Here is a 22,775-nt window from a genome sequence, read left to right on the forward strand (position 1 = left end):
GATGGCTGCTGCTTTTCCTTCGATCAAGAACATGGAGGTCTTTTTTCCAAATTTTTTTAAAAAGAAATTTTTTAGGTCATTATGCATTCTTTTAAGCTCAAAATGGAGTATAATAAAAATAAACGGGTTAAAAGAGGATGATATTTTGATACTCAAAGCGATTGAGTTTCAGACAAAGAAAGGCCAAAGGGTAAAAATCAGTGAAATTCCTGTATTGGAGGAGGATAACCCTTTCTATGTTGGCGTAAGAATTCGTTTAGAGACCATGATGACCAGAATCTACTATGCTCAGAATCCACGGCCGTTCTATTCGTTTCGCGATTACTTGAAAAAAGTTTTAAGATGGCCGGATTATGAACAACTATACGGATCCAGTATTCTGAAAAACAATGCATAATCCTATTTTTCAATTATACAAAATCAAAAGACCTTTGCGGATATGATTCCACGTTCTGTGCAAATGAATGAATCTACAAAGAGTGCAGGAAGCCATGCACTCTTTTTTGTATGTGCGCCCGGCATGTACATGAACTATAGGGTGTAAGTCCCGAACCCCGAAGACAGAAGTAGAGGATAGACAAGAGCAAGGGTGTCCGTGGTGACGCGGAATCTGAAGGAAGCTGGAGGCAAAACACCGGACCGAGGAACACGAACCTCATATAAGGCTAGGTATGATGGAGTGAGTTTGCATAACAAAACAAAGCTCTTTCTGTCGAAGGTCATATCGAGTAAATGAGGCGGATAGATGGTGTGAAAGTGCATGTACTTACCCGGGGAGGTCTGGCGGATATGTGAAGTACTCTTCATAACCTACTTAGTGATAAGTAGCTGAACCGTCAGAAGTCAGCAGAGGTCATAGTACGAATTGGTCTAGAACAATTCGGAAGGACCGAACAATTAAGAGAGAATAGCCCTTGGTATTCAGTGAGTCATGATGAACACAGAAGACGTAGTACCTCACTTGAGGGAGGAAGCGGTGAATCCCGTGGGAGACCTCTTGGAGGGTGGAGTGACCACTGGCATAAAGAGAACAGCTATTCACGGAAGTTATAAAGACTTGCGTCAATTATCTTAATTGAACCGCCGTATACGGAACCGTACGTACGGTGGTGTGAGAGGACGGGAGTTAATCGCTCCCTCCTACTCGATTTTGTCTGTATGGATAGATATATGGTATGAATTATTTCACCATTTCCTTTCCTTATTCATCCTATGAAGTATACGACATTATTTTGGCCATTTGGTAATGTCCTTTCTATGAAACGCAAGGGGCTGCTTTTAACAGAATCATCAATCAACATGGTGATTGTGTACGGCACAGTCGTTGCAATCGTAATGACGCAGAGCCTTTTCCGACGTTTCCGGATGAGTTTTGGAAAATGAGGAAATGTTTTGAATTGTTCATTCTTCGGTTTGAAACGAAGGGAGTGTTTTGGTTGAAAAGGTGGTTTGGCTGCATCGATTTGGAGTTAATACCCGAAATGGTACGGAAATCTTATTTAGGAAACTTTTTATCGTGTTATAATAAAGTGAAACTTTTCCGTTATGAACATCATAATATGTTATTTTCATAGTGGAACCCACAGCTAAGATTTTATCTGCAGCGAGGTGAGACCATTCAGTGAAATCGGCAGCCTATATTTTCTTCGCTTTTCTTTTGCTTTTTCCGGTAGCCGGTTGTTCCTATATAGGAGGATCCGAAAAAACGGTTCAGTCACAAACCGAAAAAGTGGTACCTAAAGATTTGAAGGTGGTTGCCATTGGGGATTCCTTAACCCAAGGGGTAGGTGACAGTACGAATAAAGGTGGTTATATTCCCTATTTGAAAAAAGACTTGGAAAAATTGAAAATGGTAAAAAGTGCTAAATTTCAAAATTATGGAATTAAAGGGACGAGATCAGATCAGCTGCTCGAACGCTTAAAGACAAGGCAAATGAAATCAGCCATAGAAAAAGCGGATATGGTATTCATTACAATCGGTGGAAATGATGTAATGAAAATCCTTCGAGATCATTTCATGGATTTAAACGCAAACGTGTTTCTACAAGAAGAAAAGCCTTATCAACAGCGGCTGTTTGCCATTTTCAAGACAATACGTCAATACAATCCTCATGTAGGGATCGTCCTTATCGGTATTTACAATCCATTTTTAGAATGGTTTTCCGATATAAGGGAAATTAATCAAGTGATTTATCATTGGAATGCAGCCAGCAAACAAGTGGTAAAAAAATTTCCTCACGCCGTTTTTGTTAGCATTGATGATATTTTTTACCGTCAAAAAGAAAATTTATTATTCAATGATCATTTTCATCCGAATGATCAAGGGTACCAATTGATGGCTAATCGGATCTATCAAACTATCAAAGGGAGAAAGCTAGAAGAATTAACAAATGGGAAAATAGTGTTAGAGAAAGAGGAGAAACAGTAAATGAGTGCAAATAAGTGGAAAAGAGCTTTTTTTCTTTTATTAGGCTTGGTCCTTTTCATCATCATCGTCTTCATCGGCCTTATTTTCTGGCCAGTGGATCAAGGAGAAATTCCTAAGGAAAAAAACGTAGGCAAAACGATTCCATTTCACTTGGAAACGAATAAAGAGGATCTGAATAAAGTGATTAACTCGTATATTGCGAAAGAAAAAGGAGACACTCCCATTGATTATTATGTGAATCTAAAGGACGATGTCGAATTAACCGGAAAATTAGACCTTTTTTCTACATCGGTTCATTTTAATATGACGTTTGAACCGAAAGCGTTGAAAAATGGAGATATCGTATTAAAACAAAAGGGAATGTCGCTTGGCGAGTTACATTTGCCGCCTTCCTATGTACTGAAAATTGCCCAAGAATCATATCATTTTCCGGATTGGGTACGGATATTCCCTAACCAAAAAATGATTTATGTCTCCACAAAAAGAATGAATCTGAAGAACAATGTCAGCATACGGGTAAATGAATTTAATCTTCCTAAAGATCGAATCTCGTTCACATTGCTCGTTCCCGTGCAATGAATGAAAAAAAGACGACAGTCATCAAAAAAGGAAAATGATTGCTCTCCTTTTTGATACAAGAGGAAAACTGACATGAAACCATACAAAACCGCTCCTTTAAATGGAGTGGTTTTTTAAATTCGCACCAACTGTTTGACGGCAATCTTATACTACTACTAGTACCGTTTTTCCGTTCCTTTTTTGACAGACCGTTCTTAGTTTGTCTGAATGAAGAAAAGTATTGCGGAAAACACTTCTATTATTCCTTCCACATTAACGATCCATAAATCAATCACAGTGGTTGGAACTAATTTTTGGATAGGAGTGTTGGGTTGAGTTGAAAGCTGTAACCTATCAAGGGCCTAATCATGTAGAGGTAAAACAAGTAGAGGATCCAAAAAATCAAAAAAAAGACGATGTGATTGTTCGAATTACAACTACCTCCATTTGCGGGTCAGACCTTCATCTCTATCAAGGAAACTCTCCGTTGCCGAAAGGTTACGTGATTGGTCATGAACCAATGGGCATTGTGGAAGAAGTTGGCCCTGAAGTGACGAAAGTAAAAAAGGGAGATCGGGTCGTCGTTCCTTTTAATGTTGCTTGCGGCCATTGCTTTTATTGTGTACACGGCATGACGAGCCAATGCGATAATTCCAATGAATATTATGATTCAGGGGGGGACTTCGGCTTTGGAGAAAAGTACGGAAACCATCCATGAGGTCAAGCTGAATATTTAAAAGTCTCTTTTGGAAATTTTACTCTTTTTGTGATCCCGGAATCGTGTAAATTAGAAGATGAATCTCTTCTCTTTTTATCCGATGTCTTGCCTACTGCTTACTGGAGTGTGGAAAATGCCGATGTGAAACCGGGTGATACCGTTATCGTTCTTGGCTGTGGACCTATCGGATTGATGGCGCAAAAGTTCGCCTGGATGAAAGGCGCTAAACGCGTGATAGCTGTTGATTATTTGGATTATCGCTTAGAACACGCAAAAAAGATCAATCATGTTGAGGTGTTTAATTTTGCTGAATACGATGATATGGGGGAATACCTAAAGGAAATCACCCGAGGAGGCGCAGACAAGGTGATTGACGCCGTCGGTATGGACGGAAAAAAACACCGATTGAATTCGTGGGGCAAAAATTGAAGCTGCAAGGCGGAACCCTTAGTCCTTTGAAAATTGCTGCAAAAGCTGTCAGGAAAAACGGTACGATTCAAATTACGGGAGTATATGGGGGCAACTACAATAATTTTGAATTAGGCGCCTTATGGATAAAAAATATTACCATTAAAATGGGGCAAGCACCGGTCATTCCGATATGCCGAAACTATTTGAAAAAATGGTGAAGAAAGAATTTGATCCGAAAGAGATTATTACTCATAAAGTATCCCTTGACGAAGCACCCAATGCTTACAAAATATTTAATGATCATCAAGATCATTGCATTAAAGTAGTTCTGAAACCGTAAAGACAACGAAAGGCAGCATTCCTTTTCATAAGGATGGCTGCCTTTTAAAAACATGAAAACTGTAGTTGAGCAATTTTAATTACAATAATTACCATGTAAAAGAGACAAACAGGGTACCCCTTATGCCACGTGGAGCTGTTTTTTCACGGCATCAATGGGAATATTTTGTTTCGCTGCACGGTAAATGAACTCCACGAGGCTATGTCCTTTTCTCTTGCGCAGAAGATCGAGCCCATCAGAAAAATCGCTGTTCGACTCGAACATGCTGTACACGTAAGCAAGCTGCACCAAGATCCAGTAGCGTTTCACCGCCCGACGTCCGCGAACGCGGTATCCATCGAGTTTCAGCTGGTCTTTCGCTTGACGGAAAAAACATTCGATCGACCAACGCTGGGCATAGTAGCGCAAGATCTCTTCATCGCTTAGATCCCGGTCGGTGCTCAAGACGCAGTGAAGATGTTCCGATGTCATCGGCTGATCGGCTTTCCAAGCGAGCAGCACCACGGCATCATCGAGACCTTTGAGAGAGCCTTCGTAGCGATAAACCCGATAACACTCTTCTCCCACCGTGACGAGGTGAGTGTCTTTCGGTTCGATGTAGCGGGCAAACTCCCTCACCTGAACCGCAATGCCTTTTGGATAAAGAAGCCGATTGGCCTTGAGCATTGCGATTACGTGGAATCCCTTTTTCAGACAAGCTTCCACGAGCGTTTGCGATGGATACCAAGAGTCCATCAGCACATAAACAGGACGGTGTACATCCAAAGAAGAAAGCATCTCGATCGCGAGTTCCCCCTTGCTTTTCCCAGCCGCCTTGTCGTAGAGGCGGAACGCAAAGGGAAAAGCCTGGGTCATCGTATGAACCATGAGCCAAACGAGAGAATGTCCCCAGATCGACTTTTTCTCTGTGTGAGAATAGTGCCAATCACACCCTTGAATGGCGTGCGTTGCCTGTGACGAAGGCTTGGTTTTTTGGCAAATCGTATCATCGATCGAAACAAAAAGGGGTTGATTCTCCTGTTTGGCGATGCGTTCGACACGACGAAGCATCCACTGTTGAAGTTTGCGAAGCAGCGTCTCTTCATCCCAAGGGCTTTTCGTGAAAAAATGGCTGAGTGTCGTGCGGTGGTTCGGATGAAAGCTCCAATGATGAAGATCGGTCAATGTTCCCGCAAATCCTTTGGTGGTCAGCGCATCCACGATATGAACGAGATGCTTCATGACAGGTTTTGAAAAATAAAGTGCCAACCCCAACATCGTGAAAAACTTGTGGATTCCTTGATGATGTGCTAATCTATTCATGAGACATGAACCTCCTTGTGAATAGTTTTGGTGACACATCTATTCTAATCAAGGAATCGGGTTCATGTCTCTTTTTTTGTTTGGTTGTAAATTTATGTTAGCGAATTTGCTCATCTACAGAACATGAATATAAAAAACTAAGCAACGTCTATTCAAGACAGTCTTAAACCTTTTGGATAAAAATTTTTGATGATTCCTTTTGCTTCCTTGCCCCAGCCTAGCGGGAAGCCATGAATGGTTAACAGTATCCAGCCCCGGTCTTTTCCGGTTTGAATCGTTTCTCCGTGCAAATAGCGTTCCCAAAGCGTTCCGTTTTGTTCGAGTTCGAAATGGTGCCGTACATCCTTTGTTTGGACGGCAAGCGCCAGAGAGTGGTGCGGCTCAAATCGGTTTTTCTTAAATTCTCCAATAGGAAGTCCTATTCGGACAGTCTTTAACGATGACAAATCCGGCATTTGTTCCGGCACAAAATATAAGCGGTCATTTTTCAAAAAAAGCCGGTCCCATTCGAAAGGAAAGTGAACAAAGGTTTGTTCGATAAATTGTTGAAACAGTTTGGCTTGTGCCCTAGGCAGCTTTGCCCCTTTCATGATGGGGGCGGAATGTTCATTTCCTCCTGTTTTCCGTAATTTTGCAACGAAGTGTCCTTCTCCTTGGAGATGGTGCGGCCAAAGGCGAGCCGTCTTTGCAATGTCGGAAAAATGCGTCTTAGTCCATTCCGGACGACCGGGGGAAACACCATGACTGTGTGGAATCGGCAATATTTCCATGTCAGGAAACGTTTTGACAAATTGTTCAATGGTTTGCTCGTTTTCTTCCGGAGAAAAAGTGCACGTCGAGTAGAGAAGAATGCCTCCTTTTTTCAACATGGCATAAGCGTGAGACAAAATTTCCAGCTGCAAATGATGACACGATTCCACATAATCGCCGCTCCAATATTGGCAGCTTTCCGGGTCCTTTCGAAACATCCCTTCTCCAGAACACGGAGCGTCCACGATGATTTTATCGAAACATTCTTCAAACTGAGCGGAAAGGTTTTCCGGGGTCTCATTTATCACGGCCGTGTTTGTCAGTCCGAAACGCTCGACGTTTTCTGATAATGCTTTGACCCTTTTGGCCGAAATTTCGTTTGATAACAAAACCCCTTCGTTTCCGAGCCGTGCGGCAATGGCAGTGGTTTTTCCCCCCGGTGCTGCACATAGATCGAGAACCATATCTCCTTGTGATAGTTCGAGCTGCTCTGCCACAAACATGGCACTTGGTTCTTGTATATAATATAGGCCGGCTGCATGATATGGATGCTTTCCTGGAGCATCTTCCCGGCGGTAATAATAGCCATTTTCCACAAAGGGAATTTTATTCATCGCAAACGGAGAAATTTCCTCCCATTGTTCGAAAGAAACTTTTAACGGATTAATACGCAGGCCGGATGTTTTTTCTTGTTTATAGGTAGCGAAAAATGCTTCGCTTTCTTCTTTCAGCAATGTTTTCATTTTTTGAAGAAAGTCGGAGGGCAGATAATCCATGAGAGGTCTCCTTTCTTTTGCCTAATAAGCCCCGGCTTGCCGGGTTTTCCCGTCGCCAAAGACAAACATAATGCTATTATGTTTTTTGGAAAAAAGCAATAGGAAAGCGGCGGGACAAGCCAGCCGCTATTGGTCGATGATTAACAGAAAATCAACAGGTATCTCGCTGTTTGAGGAGCCCGTGCATATCAGCGTGTAAATCCGCCCCGGATCCAGGAGTATTTCCAGTATAGAAGAATAAGAACCGTTCGCCAGTTTGAAAGTAAATTCGGCAGTCATGGGCGTCATTCCGATATATTCGGTTGCCTCTTTAAATGAAACGTCTTGAAAAAAGAGGTCGCCGGTTTCGGTCACTACATCGATCGGCGGAGAATCAGGTGATAAATGAATAAAACGCAGCTTTGTTTCGTGGCGGGGAACAAAGGAATCACTCGGATATCGAATCAATTTTACTTTTTTCTGCATCCCGCATACGGCCAATAACACATGATCTCCAGGATATAATAGAATTTTTTCGCTGATTAATGGATCCCACGTTTTATCGGAGGGATATATGTCGACGAAATAAAGGCCGGGAGAAAAAAGTATCGTTTCGCTGATTTGTTGAAAGGTCAGCCGGCGCATAAGCATACGTTCATTTACATAAATGTCCAATTTCTGCGAATCGGGAGAAGCATGAAAAAAGCGGATATGCGCTAGAGGAGGAGAAGAGGCTAGCAGTTTCGAAGCTATATGATATTTTGGATAATTAGGGAAAAGCGTTTTTCGTTCTAAGTTTTGATCAGAACGAAAAAAATAGTTGCGATTTTTCATTCTTTTCACCTCCACTTTCAAAGTCATTGTACGCCGGCGAGAAGTGTGATATGCCCATCATTTAAACCTTTAAATGAAAATGAATTTACGCTTTCTCTGAATATGTAATGAGAAGCCTTTTAATTGGATATCTAAAAGAAATGGGAATCTTTCCATGTCCGGTTGCTTTGCTTTTCTTTTTAAGAAAAAACGCTAAAATAAGTAGCAGAAGGTATTTTGAAAGAAAACGAGGTGAAGGACCGATGACCAACGAAAAACGTTTAGAAAAAGCGACATTTGCAGGTGGCTGTTTTTGGTGTATGGTCAAACCGTTTGACCAACTGCCGGGAATTGAAAAAATCGTTTCTGGATATACAGGCGGCCATAAGCCAAATCCTACGTATGAAGAGGTTTGCAGTGGAACGACAGGGCATCGTGAAGCGGTAGAAATCACTTATGATCCTGAACTTTTTCCTTATGAAAAATTGCTCGATATTTTCTGGATGCAAATTGATCCAACCGATGACGGCGGTCAATTTTATGATCGGGGATCTTCGTATAAAACGGCCATCTTTTACCATAATGAAGAACAGCGTAAACTAGCAGAGCAGTCAAAAAGAAAGCTTGAAGAAAGCGGTAAATTTTCTCAACCGATTGTAACAGAAATTTTGCCGGCAAAACCGTTTTATCCTGCAGAAGACTACCATCAGGATTTTTATAAAAAATTTCCTCTCAGATACAACGCTTATGTGATCGGATCCGGGCGGGAACAGTTTATCAAAAACCATTGGGGGGATCATGAAAATGAAGAATAAAGAAGAATTAAAAAAACAACTTACTCCGATTCAATACGAAGTAACGCAAAATCAAGGAACAGAACCGCCTTTTCAAAATGAATATTGGGATCACTTTGAAGATGGCATTTATGTCGATATCGTCTCCGGAAAGCCGTTATTCAGCTCGAAGGATAAATATGACGCTGGCTGCGGTTGGCCTAGTTTTACAAAGCCGATTGACGAAAAAGAGATGGTCGAAAAAGCAGATTTTAGCCATTTTATGATCAGAACGGAAGTACGGAGCAAAACAGCTGATTCGCATTTAGGACATGTTTTCAATGATGGTCCGGCACCGACAGGCCTTCGCTACTGCATTAATTCCGCCGCTCTTCGATTTATTCCGAAAGAGAAAATGGCCGAAGAAGGATACGCTGATTATTTATATTTATTTGAGGATAAAGAAGAGAAAGGATGAACAGTCTTGTTTAAATGGCTATTTTGGAAAAAGGGGAAGCCGTCAAAAGAAATAGATGTTTACGCACCTGTAAGTGGTAAAATCCTTTCACTTGAAGAAGTGCCTGATCCTGTCTTTTCTGAAAAAATGATGGGAGACGGAATGGCTGTTGAACCTATCGACGGAAGAGTAGTGGCCCCTTTTGACGGTGATATCATGCAAATATTTCCAACCAAACATGCTGTGGGAATAAAAGCCGCCAATGGGGTCGAAATCTTGATCCATGTCGGGCTGGAAACGGTCTCGATGAAAGGGGAAGGGTTTGAAAGTCATGTTTCCCAAGGCGACAAAGTAAAAAAAGGGGATCTTCTCATCACATTTGATCTAAATTTAATACGGGAAAAGGCGAATTCCACCATCACACCCATCATCGTGACGAATGGCGATATGATTGAAAACATTGCAAAAAAAGAAAATGATATTGTAACAGCCGGAGAAGAGGTATTGCTTACCGTTACAGTGAAATAACAGAAACGGATAAGAATGAATTTAGGCTAACACCCAATCCTGCCATGGGGCAAATGCATACTTTGAACTAATGTAAGAGAAAAAGCCCAATCAACGAGGAGTGGAAGGTATGCACGATCACCATGGATATGATTGCTTTTCAGGATATGAACCAGTAGGATATGGAGTTGGATCTGGTTATGGATACGGCAGCGGCTTTGGCTACGGATTCCCTTATGCTTATGGTTCTAGTTGCGGATACAACCATTGGTTTGCGCTCATCGTTGTCCTTTTTTTATTGCTGATTATCATCGGGGCAACTTGCTACGGTACATCGAAATAAATCGCTAAATCCTTAAAAGGCGGCGGCGATGGCTGAATAGGTTGACAAAATGTTTCAACACTCAACCTTTACGAAGCCTTTCAATCTTCCGGGAGTTTGCTTTCGAGAATGCTGTTTAAAAAGCTGAAAGAACGGCAGACCATGATGATGAAGCAGGAAATGATAAATAAAAAGTTTGAAAAATAGGAGAACACATATTAGTCGTATATAAGTGTTCTCCTTTTATCTTATATTAAAGTTGAACAAGTTGAAGATTAAATCCACTTTTCCATAAAACTTATTCATCCCTTTTGAAGTCCTTGCTTATTGTGTAAGTCTGTACTTCTTGATTGTTCAACTCAATCAAAAGGGTGAATCTTTTCACATCCCACTTGTTTAAAACGCCATTCAAGTTTACTACACCTCTTAATTCAATTATCTCTCTAACACAAAAAAACATTCTGGGTCTTTTTTAATTTTCTTCAGAACAGGTTAGAATGAATCCAAGTCATCTAAAATAAAATTACAAAAATTTTTAAATTTCAGACTCTTTATTTCGGTATAATAATACTGTGTATTTTATAATTGTACAATTAGTGTTTTTCATTATTATTAAAAACCGATTCGCCTCTAAAAAGACAATATTCGTTTATAAAGACATTATTAATTATTATTTATAGTTTAATTACAAGGAAACGTTTTATTTACGAATAATAATTTCTTTATAAGAAATTATTATTCGTAATTTTGTTGACGAGAATGGTGGTATTTGGTAAGGTGGTGGTAGAAAGATCGGAGAAAGAGGGAGATCAATGTGAACCATAAATACGATGTCATTGTCGTTGGAGCAGGACCGGCAGGAATATTTGCCTGCTATGAACTGTCGTTAAAATTACCTCAAGCGAAAATTTTGTTAATCGATAAAGGTCATGATATTTTCCGGAGGCACTGCCCGATTTTGGAGAAAAAAATTGAAAAATGTCCTCCGGCAGTGGGCAAAAAATCATTTGCCGGCTGCTATCCTGCATGCTCTATTACAAATGGGTTTGGAGGCGCAGGGGCGTACTCGGATGGGAAATTTAATATAACAAGTGAATTTGGTGGTTGGATGACAGATTATTTACCTGATTCCACCGTACTGGATCTCATTCATTATGTAGACAGCATTAATTTGAAACATGGTGCGACGAAATCCATTACCGATCCTTTAACGGAGGAAGTAAAAGCGATCGAACGGAGAGCATATGCCGCAGGATTAAAGCTGCTGCGCGCTCAGGTACGCCATTTAGGCACCGAACAAAATTTAGCCATTTTAAAAAGCATATATGAATACTTGCGAGACAAAATTGAGATGGTTTTCAAAAAAGAAGTAGAAGATCTGGCTACGGAAAAACAAGGCGATCGTCATGTAGTAAAAGGGATCGTTTTAAAAGATGGAACGACGATTGCGGCTGAAAAAGTGGTGGTGGCGCCAGGAAGAGATGGATCGACTTGGCTTGCGAAATTATTGAAAAAGCGTCGTCTGAAAATGATCAATAACCAAGTGGATATTGGTGTACGAGTGGAAACTTCGAACATTGTCATGGAAGAAATCAATACCCATCTGTATGAAGGAAAATTTGTATTTAATACTTCTGTTGGCACAAAGGTTCGAACGTTTTGCAGCAATCCGTCCGGACATGTAGTAGTGGAAAATCATACGGGAACGATGTTGGCTAATGGTCATGCCTACAAAGATCCGAAACTGGGAAGCAACAACACCAATTTTGCTTTGCTGGTGTCTCATACATTCTCAGATCCGTTCGATCAGCCGAATGAATACGCCCACGAAGTATCCAGCCTCGCCAACAAGTTGTCAAACGGCGGAATTATTGTACAAAAATACGGCGATTTACGAAAAGGTCGACGTTCCACACTGAAAAGAATCAAAGAAGGTTTTATTACTCCGACTTTAAAAGAAGCTGTCCCGGGTGATTTAGGTTTAGTGCTTCCATACAACACGATGAAAAGCTTGATCGAAATGATCGAGGCGCTCGACCATGTTACACCGGGAATCGCGTCAGAACATACTCTTTTTTATGGAGTAGAAGCGAAATTTTATTCGGCTCGTCCTAAACTGAATGATCGTTTTGAGACGGAAATTTCTGGATTATATGCGGCTGGCGACGGGGCAGGTATTACGCGTGGTTTAGCTCAAGCCAGTGCTTGTGGAGTATGGATCGCGAGAGATATTATGGAGAAACTTGGTTCAACCAAGCAAAATGAGAAAGTTCCTCAAAATGTATAACTTTGCATCATGTACAATATATCTTTTCTGCTGTCATTCAGAACCATCCATTATCCAAAAGCCGTTGAAAAAAACGGCTTTTGGATAGGCACTCGGTTTCCTTAGACAATTAACTAATTATTCTTTCATCCTGTTTATAAAGCTCCCAGGCATCATCAAATATGGACATGCTTTTCAAATAATCGCCATTCATCTCTAAGTAATTGGAAATCTCATGATAATCTTCCGATTTTTTCGGAAAGCTATGGTCTAAGAAAAGATGATTGGCAAAACGGGAAATATCGTCCCTCGGCGGTTCTTCCCTATATTTCATCATGTAGTGATAGAATGATTTTCCCATCAAATCCCCCCTTTTTTGAAACCGTATAAGCACGGGATTGATTTTACGCATGGATCAAAAAATTCTTATCGAAACTCGACTTCCTAATATTTACTTCGTCCTGTAAATAGCCAACCTTTTCTGAAAAAGTAAGACTCTATTAGTACTGTTATTTATTTGAACGAAGACAAGTTCGATTTTTTGATTCATTTTACTCTTCAATAGGATAAGTGGTCAATATGAAAACAAAAATGTGTGATGGCCCGTTGTAATATAAAAAGAAATTTTTATTTAGCAAAAACTTCCTTAAGAATGTCTTTTGGAATGTAGAAGATGATGGCTTTATGAAAGATGGGAAAGCTTGTGAAAAGGTTATTGCGTGAATGGAAGAAAAGAACGATTGAAAAGTGATAGGAAAGAAGTGAGCATGCCAAGTTCTTTCAGCATATAGTGTAAAAAAGGTATCTATAAGGAGATGGGAGGCCGTGAAAAAAAGAAAACGACCTAAATTTCGAATTGGGGATACGGTAGTGATTACCATATATGGAACGGTCGGCGTCGTAACCAATATGAAGCAATTGGATGGGGAAATTGTGTACGAAATTAATAAAAGCGAAGGACTGTTTAAAGAAAACACCCTTGCTTTTTTAACGGAGTATAAAGGAGGAGAAAACCATTTAGAACGGCTCTTCATCGAGTATAAATACTCTTTTGGAGATCTTGTCAGAGTAAAGGGATGCGAAAACGATTTGTTTAAAATTATAGGATGTCGAACGGAAATATGGCGATATAAAGAAGATGCATGGGAAGATATCATATATGAATTGACTCGTATACCTGACGGAGAATGGCTGGAAGCGCAAGAAGAGGAATTAAAGCTGGTAGCGGATCATGAGGAAGCAGAAAGAATTTTGAAAAAAACGGAATTATTGCTGATTTCATCGCAAGCGAAACGAAAAGGATTACCTGCTCCTGAGTCCCCGGAAATATTAATTGATCGTCTGCTTGATGAATTGAATGATTATCAGCAGCTGTATCACTATTTTCAAGATGAATTTTATCGGGTGAAAGTCAAGGAAATAAAAGAAAAATTAAAACATGCCCAGTTACTTAGAAGCCAAAAATCCGAATGAGCAGAAAATGAGGAATCATAGATTGGATGAGCGTGAATAATATGTAATAAAAGGGGGCAAGCAGGAAATTTCTAGTATAAGAGAGAAACATAACAGAAGAAAAAACAACGGGCAGGGGGGCAAATGGATGAGAGAAACAGAAGTGTATATTGATACGGAAGAGATTGCTGAATTTTTTTACGGTGAACTAGTAAAAAGAGGGTTTATTCCTAACAAGTCAGAGGTAGATGAATTAGCAGATATTACATTTGAATATCTGTTAGCGAAAAGCATCATAGAAGAAGATGAAGACGAAGATGAAAGTGAATAGCCAGAATGTAAACAGATTATGTTGAAAAAAGCGAGTTGGAATTTTGCCTTCCACTTGCTTTTTTATTTTTTATTTTTTAAAAAAGGAGCATTCCAAACAGGATTCGAAAAAGTACATCCTAAGAAAGAAAATGGAAAATAAAAAAATGAAACGAATCGACTCTTGAACCGTAAGATTCGTGAAAAAGGAATAGGGGGAAAAGGAATGGCCATTTTCACAAAAGTGTTGACAAGCATTGGAATAGGAAGCGCAAGAGTGGATACGAAATTAGAATATACAAGTTACAAAGCTGGAGATCCGATGCGTGGTGTTGTAGAAGTATATGGAGGGGTTACTGAGCAAACAATAGATTCTATTTATCTTACCGTCAATGCAATGTATACTTTCCAAAAGGATGGTCATCCGTATACAGAGACGGCGACTATTGAACAACATCAAATTACCGATCCGTTTTTAATGAAGGCCAATGAAACGAAAGTATTTCCTTTTTCCTTTACTCTGCCAATAGATGCTCCTTTAACATATGGTAGTACGCGTGTTTGGGTTCAAACCGGATTGGATATTAAGAATGCAGTGAATCCTCAAGACGAAGATTACATTGCCGTGCGTCCTAACCAAATGACATCCGCGGTGCTTGAGGAAATGGAGAAACTAGGTTTTCGGCTTCGAAAAGTAGAGTGTGAACAAACATTTTTCCGTACCAGCTGCAACTATCCGTTTATTCAGGTATTCGAATTTATTCCAGGGAGCGGAATGTTTTTAGGGAAATTGGATGAATTGGAAATCGTGTTTCTGGCACAAACGGAAGATCGGATTGAGATATTCATGGAGGTGGACCGTCGGGCTCGAGGATTGGCTGGATATTTAAGCGAGGTAATAGCGATAGATGAAAATCAAATCCGGTTTTCTGTCACAAATCAAGAATTGTCCGTTTTGAGGAAACTGTTGGAACAAAAGATCATGTGTGGTTTATCCCTTAAAAGGGGGAAGTAAGACAGCAAAGATTGAATATACGCTGGTGAATCATTTTTCATGGAAAGCCCGTATCAATAGCATCCATCCATACTTTTTGACAAAATTAGTGGGATTTTGATGAAGGTATCGACAAGGTGAATGTCAAAACCTTGTGTAAATGGATGGATAAATATTAATAAGATAGGGGCGAGGAAAATTGAGTAAATGGAAAATGTTGTTGCCAAGTGTCAAAGAGTACCAAGTGACCTTATTTCAGACCCCCCATTACGGAGATACACAAGGATACGAAGCTGTTTATCATCTCCCGATAAGAGCCAAAAACCATCGGGCGGCCTTGGAAACGGTTTTTCGTATTTTTAATGTATTTGATTTATTGCCGCCCGATTTTTCTGCCCGCTTTGTAGCTACAGGTGATATCGTACAAATTTCCAAAGGTTCAAATAAGAGTTTTTATCGACTGGAATCGGGCGGCTGGCGAAAGATTGAACGGAGTTTGGTTCACTAATAGGATGGAGTGCCTTTTTGGCATTCTCTCCTATTTTCGATCTTTGCCGGAATATTCTTTTCCATGCGCATCCTGTTCGGCTAAAACAGCTTCCGGTGGAACATGATTATTTTTTTTTGGTCGCTTTTATTCTGCTGCGATGTTTTTTTGCCATGGTCCATATCCCTCCTGCGGCATATATTTGAATTCTTCCTTTAAATGAAAGCAAGCAGCTTTGTCAATAGGATGCCCGTTCATAGGAATTTTTCTCATGGAATCATTTGCAGACACATGCAAAAAAGCTTAAAATAGGGATGATTGAAAGCGATAAAAGGAGGAATTCATATGAGTATACATATCGGAGCAAAAGAAAATGAAATTGCGGACACAGTATTGCTTCCAGGCGATCCTCTCCGTGCTAAATATATTGCGGAAAACTTTTTAGAAAATGCGGTTTGCTACAATGAAGTTCGGAACATGTTCGGTTATACAGGTACATACAAAGGCAAAAGGATTTCTGTTCAAGGCACCGGAATGGGAGTTCCTTCGATTTCCATTTATGTGACAGAATTAATTGAAAGCTACAATGTGCAAAACTTAATTCGCGTTGGAACGTGCGGTGCCATTCAAAAAGACGTAAAACTTCGTGACGTCATATTGGCGATGTCTGCTTCCACTGATTCTCAAATAAACCGTTTAACATTTAATGGAATTGATTATGCCCCTACCGCGAATTGGGAGCTGTTGAAAAAAGCCTATGATGTTGGAGTCGAAAAAGGTTTAGATCTAAAAGTCGGCAGTGTGTTTACAGAAGATTTATTTTATAATGACCACGCTGAACATGAAAAGTGGGCTCAATATGGAGTATTAGCTCTTGAAATGGAAACAGCGGCTCTTTATACCATTGCGGCAAAGTATGGAAGAAAGGCGCTTACTATTCTGACAGTCAGCGACCATGTGTTAACCGGTGAAGCAACGACAGCGGAGGAAAGACAAACAACATTTAATGAGATGATTGAAGTGGCATTGGAATCCGTGGTAAAAGAATAAACAAAAAGAATCGGTTATTTGGAAAAGAGAAGCCATAAAAGCTTTTCTTTTCGTTTTCCTATTCAACAATAAGAATGAAACATGATAGATAATCAGCGAATGGCAGAAAAACAGAAAAATCAGGTGGAACTATGAAAAAATGGATATTGACGATGGCCGCTGCCGTGTTGCTGGTCAGTGGATGCCAAGCGGGCGGCGAGGAAGCAAAAGGCACCAATCATCAAGAAAAAAATCACCAAGCGAGAGAATCTACAACTCCGAAAGCTGAGAAATTTACTTTCAACCAAATAAAAGAAGTCAGCGGGAAAAAGGTGATTACCAATCCGGAAAATGTGCTCGTTTTGGTTAATAAAGAGTACAATTTGCCTGAAGGTTACGCGCCGAAAGATCTCGTTAGACCGGCTGTAAAGTTTTCATTTGGAGACGAAAAAATTGAAAAAAGCTTGATGCGTAAAGAAGCAGCCGAAGCGTTGGAAAAGATGTTTGCAGCAGCAGCGAAAGACGGCGTTTATTTATATGCCGTTTCTGGCTACCGTTCTTACAACCGGCAAGTAGCGGTATTCAACAATGAAATGGCCAATTCTGGGAAAGCGAAAGCGAATCAGGCTGTCGCAACACCCGGACAAAGCGAGCATCAGACCGGATTGGCGATCGATATTTCCGGGAAAAGCGTCGGTTTTCTCTTGACGGATTCATTTGAAAACACAAAAGAGGGTCAATGGCTAGCGAAACATGCACACGAATACGGTTTTATTCTCCGTTATCCAAAGGGAAAAGAAGCGATTACCGGCTATCAATTTGAGCCATGGCATTACCGTTACGTGGGAGTAGAAGCAGCGAAGAAGATATATGAAAACGGCTGGACATTGGAAGAATTTTATCGGAATTACGGAAAAATGTAAAAAGGGGGGCGATCCCCCTTTTTTGGACGTCGAAATACGCCCAGGAGGACAGTACGCAAAAAATCATTTTCATGTAAAAGAATATACCGGCAGGCGGATGATCCTTTCATACAGGAGAATTTTTCTTTATTTAATGAAAGAAAAGTATTTCCCCAACGCCCTAAAACCTCTCCAAATGGATGGAGGGGTTTTTTGAAGGCATTTCCGCCAATCAATCAGTCGTGTATCCCGCGGCTTCGCTTCCGATTTAAGCAGCTATGCAAAGATAGGGATCATTCCCATCGCAGCTTTGAATTGGAGAGAGGATGCTGAAATTCCGATTCATTCGATCAATCATTCGAAAATGGTTCCCTACTAAGGTCAGCTTCTAAATAGGTTTTATCTTTCCCTAAATTTAAAAAGCTGTTAAAATAAAGTAGTTACAGAAAAATCATAAATCCGAAGAATGAGAGCAATGAAAGTGGTGACAAATGTGGAAGATGAAAAGCAAGAAAAGGAGCAGCAAAAGCAATCTTCGTCAAATTATGTGAAAATGAAGAGATTTCATTTTGTTATGCTCCTCTTTTTCATTGTTTTTATAACAGCGGGAATTACAACATTTGCTTTGGCATTTGGGGATGAAAAAGCGGTCGATGTCGGTGGTGCAAACCGTCCGGAATTTAATAAGCTTTACGATGTGTATGATAAATTAAAAAGTAATTATTACGAAAAAGTTGATGATGAAAAACTGATTAACGGGGCCATTAATGGTATGGTTCAATCTTTGGGTGATCCGTATTCTGACTATATGTCTAAAAGCGAAGCAAAACAGTTTCACGAAAGCATCGAGTCCTCTTTTGAAGGAATCGGAGCAGAAATCCAAGAAAAAGATGGAAACATCGTAATTGTTTCGCCTATTAAAGGATCCCCTGCCGAGAAAGCTGGATTGCGTCCGAACGACCGCATACTTTCCGTCAATGGTAAAAGTTTGCAGGGGATGAGTTCGACAAAAGCTGTCATGATGATACGCGGTAAGAAAGGCACCAAGGTTAAGCTGAAGATTCAGCGTCCGGGTGAGCAAGATCCGATCGAAGTGAGCATTGTAAGAGATACGATCCCTATTAAAACTGTTTATCCAGAAATGCTCGATCATGGTGTTGCCAAAATTCAAATCACAAGTTTTTCAGAAAATACGTATAAAGAGTTGAAACAAGCGATCGCCGAAATGAAGAAAAAAGGCATGACATCGCTGGTGCTTGATTTGCGGCAAAACCCGGGAGGACTTCTTGACCAAGCTATAAAAATGTCGAATATGTTCGTGCCAAAGGGGAAAATCCTGCTGCAAGTGGAAGACCGCAATGGACAGCGCGAGAAATTTATTGCTGACGGAAAGGACAAAGTAAATGTCCCAGTGGCTGTATTAATTGATGGAGGAAGCGCAAGTGCTTCGGAAATTTTTGCGTCAGCGTTGAAAGAGTCTGCCGGCGTTCCGCTGATCGGGGAAAAATCATTTGGCAAAGGAACGGTACAAACGACGGAAGATTTTAAAGACGGTTCTAATCTAAAATTCACTACCGCGAAATGGCTGACGCCAAAAGGAGAGTGGATTCATAAAAAGGGTATTAAACCGGATTATGAAGTCAAACTCCCAAGTTATGCTAATTTACCAATTGTAGATCCGGATAAAGAACTGAAAGAATCCGACCTTTCCAAGGAAGTGAAAGCAGTGGAGCAAATGCTCAGCGCTCTTGGGTATAACCCGGGAAAAGTAGACGGCTATTTTGACGGTGAAACAAAAGACGCTGTTTTGCGGTTCCAAAGAGATCAGAAGCTGCAAGTGACAGGAAAGGTGTCGGGAGAAACGACCATTAAATTGATGGATCAAATCAGAAAAGAAATTCAAGATCATGATACCCAGGTGAAAAAAGCAGTGGAAATTGTCACTAAAAATAAGTAATTTTCAATGGAAGAGCGGGAATTTCCCGCTCTTTTTCGTTCGAGTTGATCGTCTCATTATGTGAATGAAATGAAATCCGATTGCTCCTGCCCCGCCCATCACTGAATGGTGCCATGTAATTAAGATCAAAAGAGCATTGGAATAGTAAATGCAGAATCATCCTATCCATAAAAAAGAAAGGGAAGAAGCTTCGTTGTCATTCAAGTTGAGAATATTGACAGATGAAACGTATTTCATTTATCATTAAATAGTTCATAATATAAATTATTGGATGATAAATGGAAGGTCGATCATATTGAGAAAAGAAATGCTAGTAGAACTGGAACAATTACTGCGTAAGAACTTTCGAATGGTCAAAAACGAATTAAGAAATTACACTGGGAAATATTTGAACAGCACAGAGTTTATCGTCTTAAAAGTCATTGACGAGAATGGTCCTTTGAAAGCGTCGGATATTTCCAAAACCATTGAAGTGTCGGCGAGCCATATTACAGCTATCACAGATTCTTTAGTTGAAAAAGGCTTTATAACAAGAAAGCGTTCCGAAGTCGATCGGAGAAGAGTTGAACTGGAGATTACGGAAAAAGGAAATGAAATGCTGAAATTTGCTGCCGAATTAAAATCTGAATATTTTCAAAAGAAATTCAGCCATTTTACAAATGAAGAACTGCAAACATTTATCCAGTTATTAAAAAAATTAAACACTCCATGCGATCACTCCGTTGATTCTGAAAAATAAATGATACATCACTCATGTGTTTAAATATTCGTACCGACATTTTCGCTAAGAAAAAAAGGACGATAATTGTTGCGACTACCGTTCGATAAATAAACACGATGAGAGAACATTGAATGGATCAAGCAAAACGAGGTTTGATTCACTTTCGCACGTATAAAGGAGGAGAGAACGTGGAGGACTCACACTTATTGGATATATTTTTATCCTTGTGGAACAAGCGAGAAGTGAAAGATGGCTCGAATTCTCCAACCGCCACTGTGAAAGAAATGATGAAGAGTGAACTATTAGACGAATTCAGTCACCCTCGCGTTAGGAAAACAAAAGAAGAAAAATATTTTTTAGCTGTGAAAAGGGTAATCGATTCGGATTTAAAAACTGAAGATCAAATTCGGCTGATCCGGCTTTACACGGATGTAATGGAGTCGTTCAAATAATCTTTACAATCGCAATACGTTTGTAAAGGAAGTAAATAAAGGGCTTAAATAGGAAGATTGTCAACCCTTTATTTATGGGAATAAATAAAACGGATCCTAATTAAAAGAAAGAATGGCCAATTTAAGAATGAAAGGGATTATTTAACAAACTTTAATCTTCAAGGTTTACAGCCCCTTTTTGGATGAAAATAGATGGCTATTTTTCTTTGGCTTGTTTCTCTTTGAATTTGTCTTTTTCTTCCTCAAATATTACAAAAATCGCATGTTATGATGTAACCAGATCAGAGATTGAAAGAATCAAAGGAGGAAGATTAGATGAACAAAAAATCATTGATGGCAGTAGCAGTATCCTTTGGGTTATTGACTGCACCGCTTGCATCAAAGGCAAATGCGGCATCATTTCCGATAAATAGTGATAAAAATAATAACGTAGAATGTCAATTTGAAGTGAAACAATTTCCGATTTCAAAAAGCTGGTTAGATAATTGGATGAATCAGCAATATCAATATGCACTGTCGATTGCGAAACAAGCTGCCAAAGCTCAGCCGAATACAACGGTCACGGAAAAAACATCTCCATCCACTCCATCGGCGAAAACAACTACCGAAAAGAACAATACAACGGCTCCTGCTACTTCCAAAACAGGATCTTCATTAAAAGCGTACGAACAACAAGTAGTGGATTTGACGAATAAAGAAAGAGCAAAATATGGTTTACCACAATTAAAAGTAGATCCGACTTTAAGCAAAATGGCTCGCGACAAAGCCAATGACATGGCTGTTAACCACTACTTCTCTCATACGAGTCCAACATATGGATCTCCATTTGATATGATGAAACAATATGGAATCCAGTTTACAGCCGCAGGTGAAAATATTGCAGAAGGTCAACGCACTCCGGAAGAAGTGGTCAATGGCTGGATGAACAGTGAAGGTCATCGTGCGAATATCTTAAATAAAGACTACACTCATATCGGAGTTGGGTATGTAGAAAACGGAAATATTTGGACGCAAGAATTTATTAAAAAATAAATTCTTGAAGAGAGGTTTGGAAGAATCGTCAAAAAGTGAAAGAGAGGGTCCGGAAATCATTCATTTAAATGATTTCCGGACCTTCCTTTTTTCTTATTATCAACCCCAGTTCTAAGAAAATAGGATTAAATTTGCATAATTTTTTTTCTCCGCTTACTATAATGATGAGAGAAGAAAATGATATATTGGGGCGAGGGGAAGGAATGAACAAAAAAACTGCATTGATTACGGGAGCGGCTAAAGGAATTGGAAAACGTACGGCCTACGCTTTGGCGCAGGCAGGCTTTAATATGACTATCAATTATTGTTCCAGCCGGCATGAAGCTGAACAATTGGCTAATGAATTACAGGAGAAGTTTGGCGTATCAACGATTGTTGTCAGCGGTGATATTACAAAGCCGGAAGATTGCCGTCAGATTGTGGCACGAACGGAAGAGCAGTTTGGCAGTGTAGATGTTTTGATCCATAACGCCGGTCCTTTTATCAAAAAGCGAAAAAAGATGGAAGAATATGATGATAGTGAATGGCAATACATAGTGAATGGAAATTTGAACAGCGCGTTTTACTTATCTAAGCTGACTCTTCCTGGAATGAGAAAGAAACATTGGGGGAGGATCATCACATTTGGCTTCGATAGGATAGAGACCGCGCCTGGTTGGATTTATCGCTCGGCGTTTGCCGCTTCGAAAACAGGGCTTGCTTCTCTGACACGAACGATTGCTCTGGAAGAAGCGGAAAACGGCATAACGGCCAATATGATTTGTCCGGGAGATATTACGGGCGATTGGAAAGAAAAAGAGATTCATGAGGCAATGGGCGTAAAGGATGATACAGTTCCTGTTGGTCGTCCAGGCACGGGGGAGGATATAGCGAGGATGGTCGCTTTTTTATGTTCAGAGCAGTCTGATTTTATAACAGGTGCGATCATTCCTGTAACGGGAGGAAAAGACGTATTGGGAAAAGTATTTTATGAGTAGAAGACCAAGAAAGGAACGTACAACGGGAATATCGTTTCAAAGAAAATGGCAAAGACGCAGACC

23 protein-coding genes and 1 pseudogene are annotated in these 22,775 nt (G+C 40.1%); 20 read left to right on the top strand and 4 right to left on the bottom strand.

What is annotated here, in order from left to right:
- The first annotated feature begins 145 nt into the window (after window positions 1-145).
- The 4 genes and pseudogenes from N1I86_RS15355 (at window position 146) to N1I86_RS15370 (ending at window position 4,455) form a co-directional block, all read left to right on the top strand.
- Complete coding sequence (locus N1I86_RS15355) at window positions 146-397, top strand: DUF2535 family protein (protein WP_003354935.1); 252 nt, start codon at window positions 146-148, stop codon at window positions 395-397.
- A gap of 1,224 nt (window positions 398-1,621) precedes the next feature.
- The gene (locus N1I86_RS15360) at window positions 1,622-2,428 is read left to right on the top strand and encodes an SGNH/GDSL hydrolase family protein (protein WP_003354936.1); all 807 of its coding nucleotides are present in this window, start codon (window positions 1,622-1,624) and stop codon (window positions 2,426-2,428) included.
- Window positions 2,429-3,007: a YpmS family protein gene (locus tag N1I86_RS15365; protein ID WP_003354938.1), complete on the top strand. Its 579-nt coding sequence runs from the start codon at window positions 2,429-2,431 to the stop codon at window positions 3,005-3,007.
- A 316-nt stretch (window positions 3,008-3,323) separates the two neighbouring features.
- Window positions 3,324-4,455 (top strand): annotated as a pseudogene (locus tag N1I86_RS15370) (zinc-dependent alcohol dehydrogenase).
- Window positions 4,456-4,575: 120 nt separating this feature from the next.
- On the opposite strand, the gene N1I86_RS15375 reads toward N1I86_RS15370, so the two are convergent.
- From N1I86_RS15375 to N1I86_RS15385, 3 genes are all read right to left on the bottom strand, one after another.
- Window positions 4,576-5,757, bottom strand: coding sequence for an IS701 family transposase (locus N1I86_RS15375; RefSeq protein ID WP_341097044.1), 1,182 nt, complete (start codon window positions 5,755-5,757; stop codon window positions 4,576-4,578).
- Between the two features lie 152 nt (window positions 5,758-5,909).
- Entirely contained in the window at window positions 5,910-7,283 is a 1,374-nt protein-coding gene (locus N1I86_RS15380) for an RsmF rRNA methyltransferase first C-terminal domain-containing protein (RefSeq protein ID WP_341097046.1), read from the bottom strand.
- Between the two features lie 126 nt (window positions 7,284-7,409).
- A complete protein-coding gene (locus N1I86_RS15385; RefSeq protein ID WP_003354943.1) occupies window positions 7,410-8,096 on the bottom strand; it encodes a DUF4397 domain-containing protein in 687 nt (228 codons plus the stop codon).
- 242 nt (window positions 8,097-8,338) lie between these two features.
- Between N1I86_RS15385 and msrA the strand changes: the two genes are divergently transcribed.
- The 5 genes from msrA to N1I86_RS15410 all read left to right on the top strand — a co-directional run bounded on the left by msrA (window position 8,339) and on the right by N1I86_RS15410 (window position 12,421).
- Window positions 8,339-8,890, top strand: coding sequence for a peptide-methionine (S)-S-oxide reductase MsrA (gene msrA, locus N1I86_RS15390; RefSeq protein ID WP_003354945.1), 552 nt, complete (start codon window positions 8,339-8,341; stop codon window positions 8,888-8,890).
- The gene (msrB, locus tag N1I86_RS15395) at window positions 8,880-9,326 is read left to right on the top strand and encodes a peptide-methionine (R)-S-oxide reductase MsrB (RefSeq protein ID WP_003354946.1); all 447 of its coding nucleotides are present in this window, start codon (window positions 8,880-8,882) and stop codon (window positions 9,324-9,326) included. Before msrA ends, msrB begins: the two co-directional genes overlap by 11 nt.
- Before the next feature lie 6 nt (window positions 9,327-9,332).
- Window positions 9,333-9,833: a PTS sugar transporter subunit IIA gene (locus tag N1I86_RS15400; RefSeq protein WP_341097050.1), complete on the top strand. Its 501-nt coding sequence runs from the start codon at window positions 9,333-9,335 to the stop codon at window positions 9,831-9,833.
- 109 nt (window positions 9,834-9,942) lie between these two features.
- On the top strand, window positions 9,943-10,155 hold the full coding sequence (locus N1I86_RS15405) for a YjcZ family sporulation protein (RefSeq protein ID WP_003354948.1): 213 nt from the start codon (window positions 9,943-9,945) through the stop codon (window positions 10,153-10,155).
- 793 nt (window positions 10,156-10,948) lie between these two features.
- Window positions 10,949-12,421, top strand: coding sequence for an NAD(P)/FAD-dependent oxidoreductase (locus N1I86_RS15410; protein WP_341097052.1), 1,473 nt, complete (start codon window positions 10,949-10,951; stop codon window positions 12,419-12,421).
- 109 nt (window positions 12,422-12,530) lie between these two features.
- On the opposite strand, the gene N1I86_RS15415 is transcribed toward N1I86_RS15410, so the two are convergent.
- The gene (locus N1I86_RS15415) at window positions 12,531-12,761 is read right to left on the bottom strand and encodes a YozE family protein (protein ID WP_003354950.1); all 231 of its coding nucleotides are present in this window, start codon (window positions 12,759-12,761) and stop codon (window positions 12,531-12,533) included.
- A gap of 464 nt (window positions 12,762-13,225) precedes the next feature.
- Between N1I86_RS15415 and N1I86_RS15420 the strand changes: the two genes are divergently transcribed.
- The 11 genes from N1I86_RS15420 to N1I86_RS15470 all read left to right on the top strand — a co-directional run bounded on the left by N1I86_RS15420 (window position 13,226) and on the right by N1I86_RS15470 (window position 22,712).
- A complete protein-coding gene (locus N1I86_RS15420; RefSeq protein ID WP_341097056.1) occupies window positions 13,226-13,873 on the top strand; it encodes a hypothetical protein in 648 nt (215 codons plus the stop codon).
- A gap of 127 nt (window positions 13,874-14,000) precedes the next feature.
- Window positions 14,001-14,183, top strand: a complete 183-nt coding sequence (locus N1I86_RS15425; RefSeq protein WP_003354952.1) for a YozD family protein — start codon at window positions 14,001-14,003, stop codon at window positions 14,181-14,183.
- Window positions 14,184-14,387: 204 nt separating this feature from the next.
- Window positions 14,388-15,176: a sporulation protein gene (locus N1I86_RS15430; RefSeq protein WP_341097058.1), complete on the top strand. Its 789-nt coding sequence runs from the start codon at window positions 14,388-14,390 to the stop codon at window positions 15,174-15,176.
- Between the two features lie 178 nt (window positions 15,177-15,354).
- Window positions 15,355-15,663: a YodL domain-containing protein gene (locus tag N1I86_RS15435; protein WP_234395490.1), complete on the top strand. Its 309-nt coding sequence runs from the start codon at window positions 15,355-15,357 to the stop codon at window positions 15,661-15,663.
- Between the two features lie 324 nt (window positions 15,664-15,987).
- Window positions 15,988-16,692 carry a purine-nucleoside phosphorylase gene (gene deoD / locus N1I86_RS15440; protein ID WP_048623510.1) on the top strand — a complete coding sequence of 235 codons (705 nt, stop codon included), beginning with the start codon at window positions 15,988-15,990 and terminating at the stop codon, window positions 16,690-16,692.
- Window positions 16,693-16,823: 131 nt separating this feature from the next.
- Complete coding sequence (locus N1I86_RS15445) at window positions 16,824-17,594, top strand: M15 family metallopeptidase (protein WP_048623509.1); 771 nt, start codon at window positions 16,824-16,826, stop codon at window positions 17,592-17,594.
- A 454-nt stretch (window positions 17,595-18,048) separates the two neighbouring features.
- Complete coding sequence (locus N1I86_RS15450; RefSeq protein ID WP_341097060.1) at window positions 18,049-19,530, top strand: lmo1851 family serine protease; 1,482 nt, start codon at window positions 18,049-18,051, stop codon at window positions 19,528-19,530.
- Between the two features lie 295 nt (window positions 19,531-19,825).
- Window positions 19,826-20,269 (top strand): MarR family winged helix-turn-helix transcriptional regulator, encoded by a 444-nt coding sequence (locus N1I86_RS15455; RefSeq protein ID WP_327797312.1) that lies wholly within the window; start codon window positions 19,826-19,828, stop codon window positions 20,267-20,269.
- Window positions 20,270-20,439: 170 nt separating this feature from the next.
- Complete coding sequence (locus N1I86_RS15460) at window positions 20,440-20,703, top strand: hypothetical protein (protein ID WP_340404448.1); 264 nt, start codon at window positions 20,440-20,442, stop codon at window positions 20,701-20,703.
- 315 nt (window positions 20,704-21,018) lie between these two features.
- Complete coding sequence (locus N1I86_RS15465) at window positions 21,019-21,735, top strand: CAP domain-containing protein (protein WP_341097063.1); 717 nt, start codon at window positions 21,019-21,021, stop codon at window positions 21,733-21,735.
- A 203-nt stretch (window positions 21,736-21,938) separates the two neighbouring features.
- Window positions 21,939-22,712 (top strand): SDR family oxidoreductase, encoded by a 774-nt coding sequence (locus N1I86_RS15470; RefSeq protein WP_327797310.1) that lies wholly within the window; start codon window positions 21,939-21,941, stop codon window positions 22,710-22,712.
- Window positions 22,713-22,775 lie beyond the last annotated feature (63 nt).

Origin of the sequence: Bacillus sp. FSL W8-0116 (assembly GCF_038003825.1) — a bacterium.
GTDB lineage: Bacteria > Bacillota > Bacilli > Bacillales > DSM-4216 > Bacillus_O > Bacillus_O smithii.

Excerpts from the sequence above, each read along its gene's own strand:
- N1I86_RS15450 (WP_341097060.1), top strand. The coding sequence starts at position 18,049 with ATGAAAGTGGTGACAAATGTGGAAGATGAAAAGCAAGAAAAGGAGCAG.
- msrA (WP_003354945.1), top strand. The coding sequence starts at position 8,339 with ATGACCAACGAAAAACGTTTAGAAAAAGCGACATTTGCAGGTGGCTGT.
- N1I86_RS15465 (WP_341097063.1), top strand. The coding sequence starts at position 21,019 with ATGAACAAAAAATCATTGATGGCAGTAGCAGTATCCTTTGGGTTATTG.
- N1I86_RS15380 (WP_341097046.1), bottom strand. The coding sequence starts at position 7,283 with ATGGATTATCTGCCCTCCGACTTTCTTCAAAAAATGAAAACATTGCTG.
- N1I86_RS15385 (WP_003354943.1), bottom strand. The coding sequence starts at position 8,096 with ATGAAAAATCGCAACTATTTTTTTCGTTCTGATCAAAACTTAGAACGA.
- N1I86_RS15365 (WP_003354938.1), top strand. The coding sequence starts at position 2,429 with ATGAGTGCAAATAAGTGGAAAAGAGCTTTTTTTCTTTTATTAGGCTTG.
- N1I86_RS15375 (WP_341097044.1), bottom strand. The coding sequence starts at position 5,757 with ATGAATAGATTAGCACATCATCAAGGAATCCACAAGTTTTTCACGATG.
- msrB (WP_003354946.1), top strand. The coding sequence starts at position 8,880 with ATGAAGAATAAAGAAGAATTAAAAAAACAACTTACTCCGATTCAATAC.
- N1I86_RS15425 (WP_003354952.1), top strand. The coding sequence starts at position 14,001 with ATGAGAGAAACAGAAGTGTATATTGATACGGAAGAGATTGCTGAATTT.
- N1I86_RS15470 (WP_327797310.1), top strand. The coding sequence starts at position 21,939 with ATGAACAAAAAAACTGCATTGATTACGGGAGCGGCTAAAGGAATTGGA.
- N1I86_RS15405 (WP_003354948.1), top strand. The coding sequence starts at position 9,943 with ATGCACGATCACCATGGATATGATTGCTTTTCAGGATATGAACCAGTA.
- N1I86_RS15445 (WP_048623509.1), top strand. The coding sequence starts at position 16,824 with ATGAAAAAATGGATATTGACGATGGCCGCTGCCGTGTTGCTGGTCAGT.
- deoD (WP_048623510.1), top strand. The coding sequence starts at position 15,988 with ATGAGTATACATATCGGAGCAAAAGAAAATGAAATTGCGGACACAGTA.
- N1I86_RS15415 (WP_003354950.1), bottom strand. The coding sequence starts at position 12,761 with ATGGGAAAATCATTCTATCACTACATGATGAAATATAGGGAAGAACCG.
- N1I86_RS15430 (WP_341097058.1), top strand. The coding sequence starts at position 14,388 with ATGGCCATTTTCACAAAAGTGTTGACAAGCATTGGAATAGGAAGCGCA.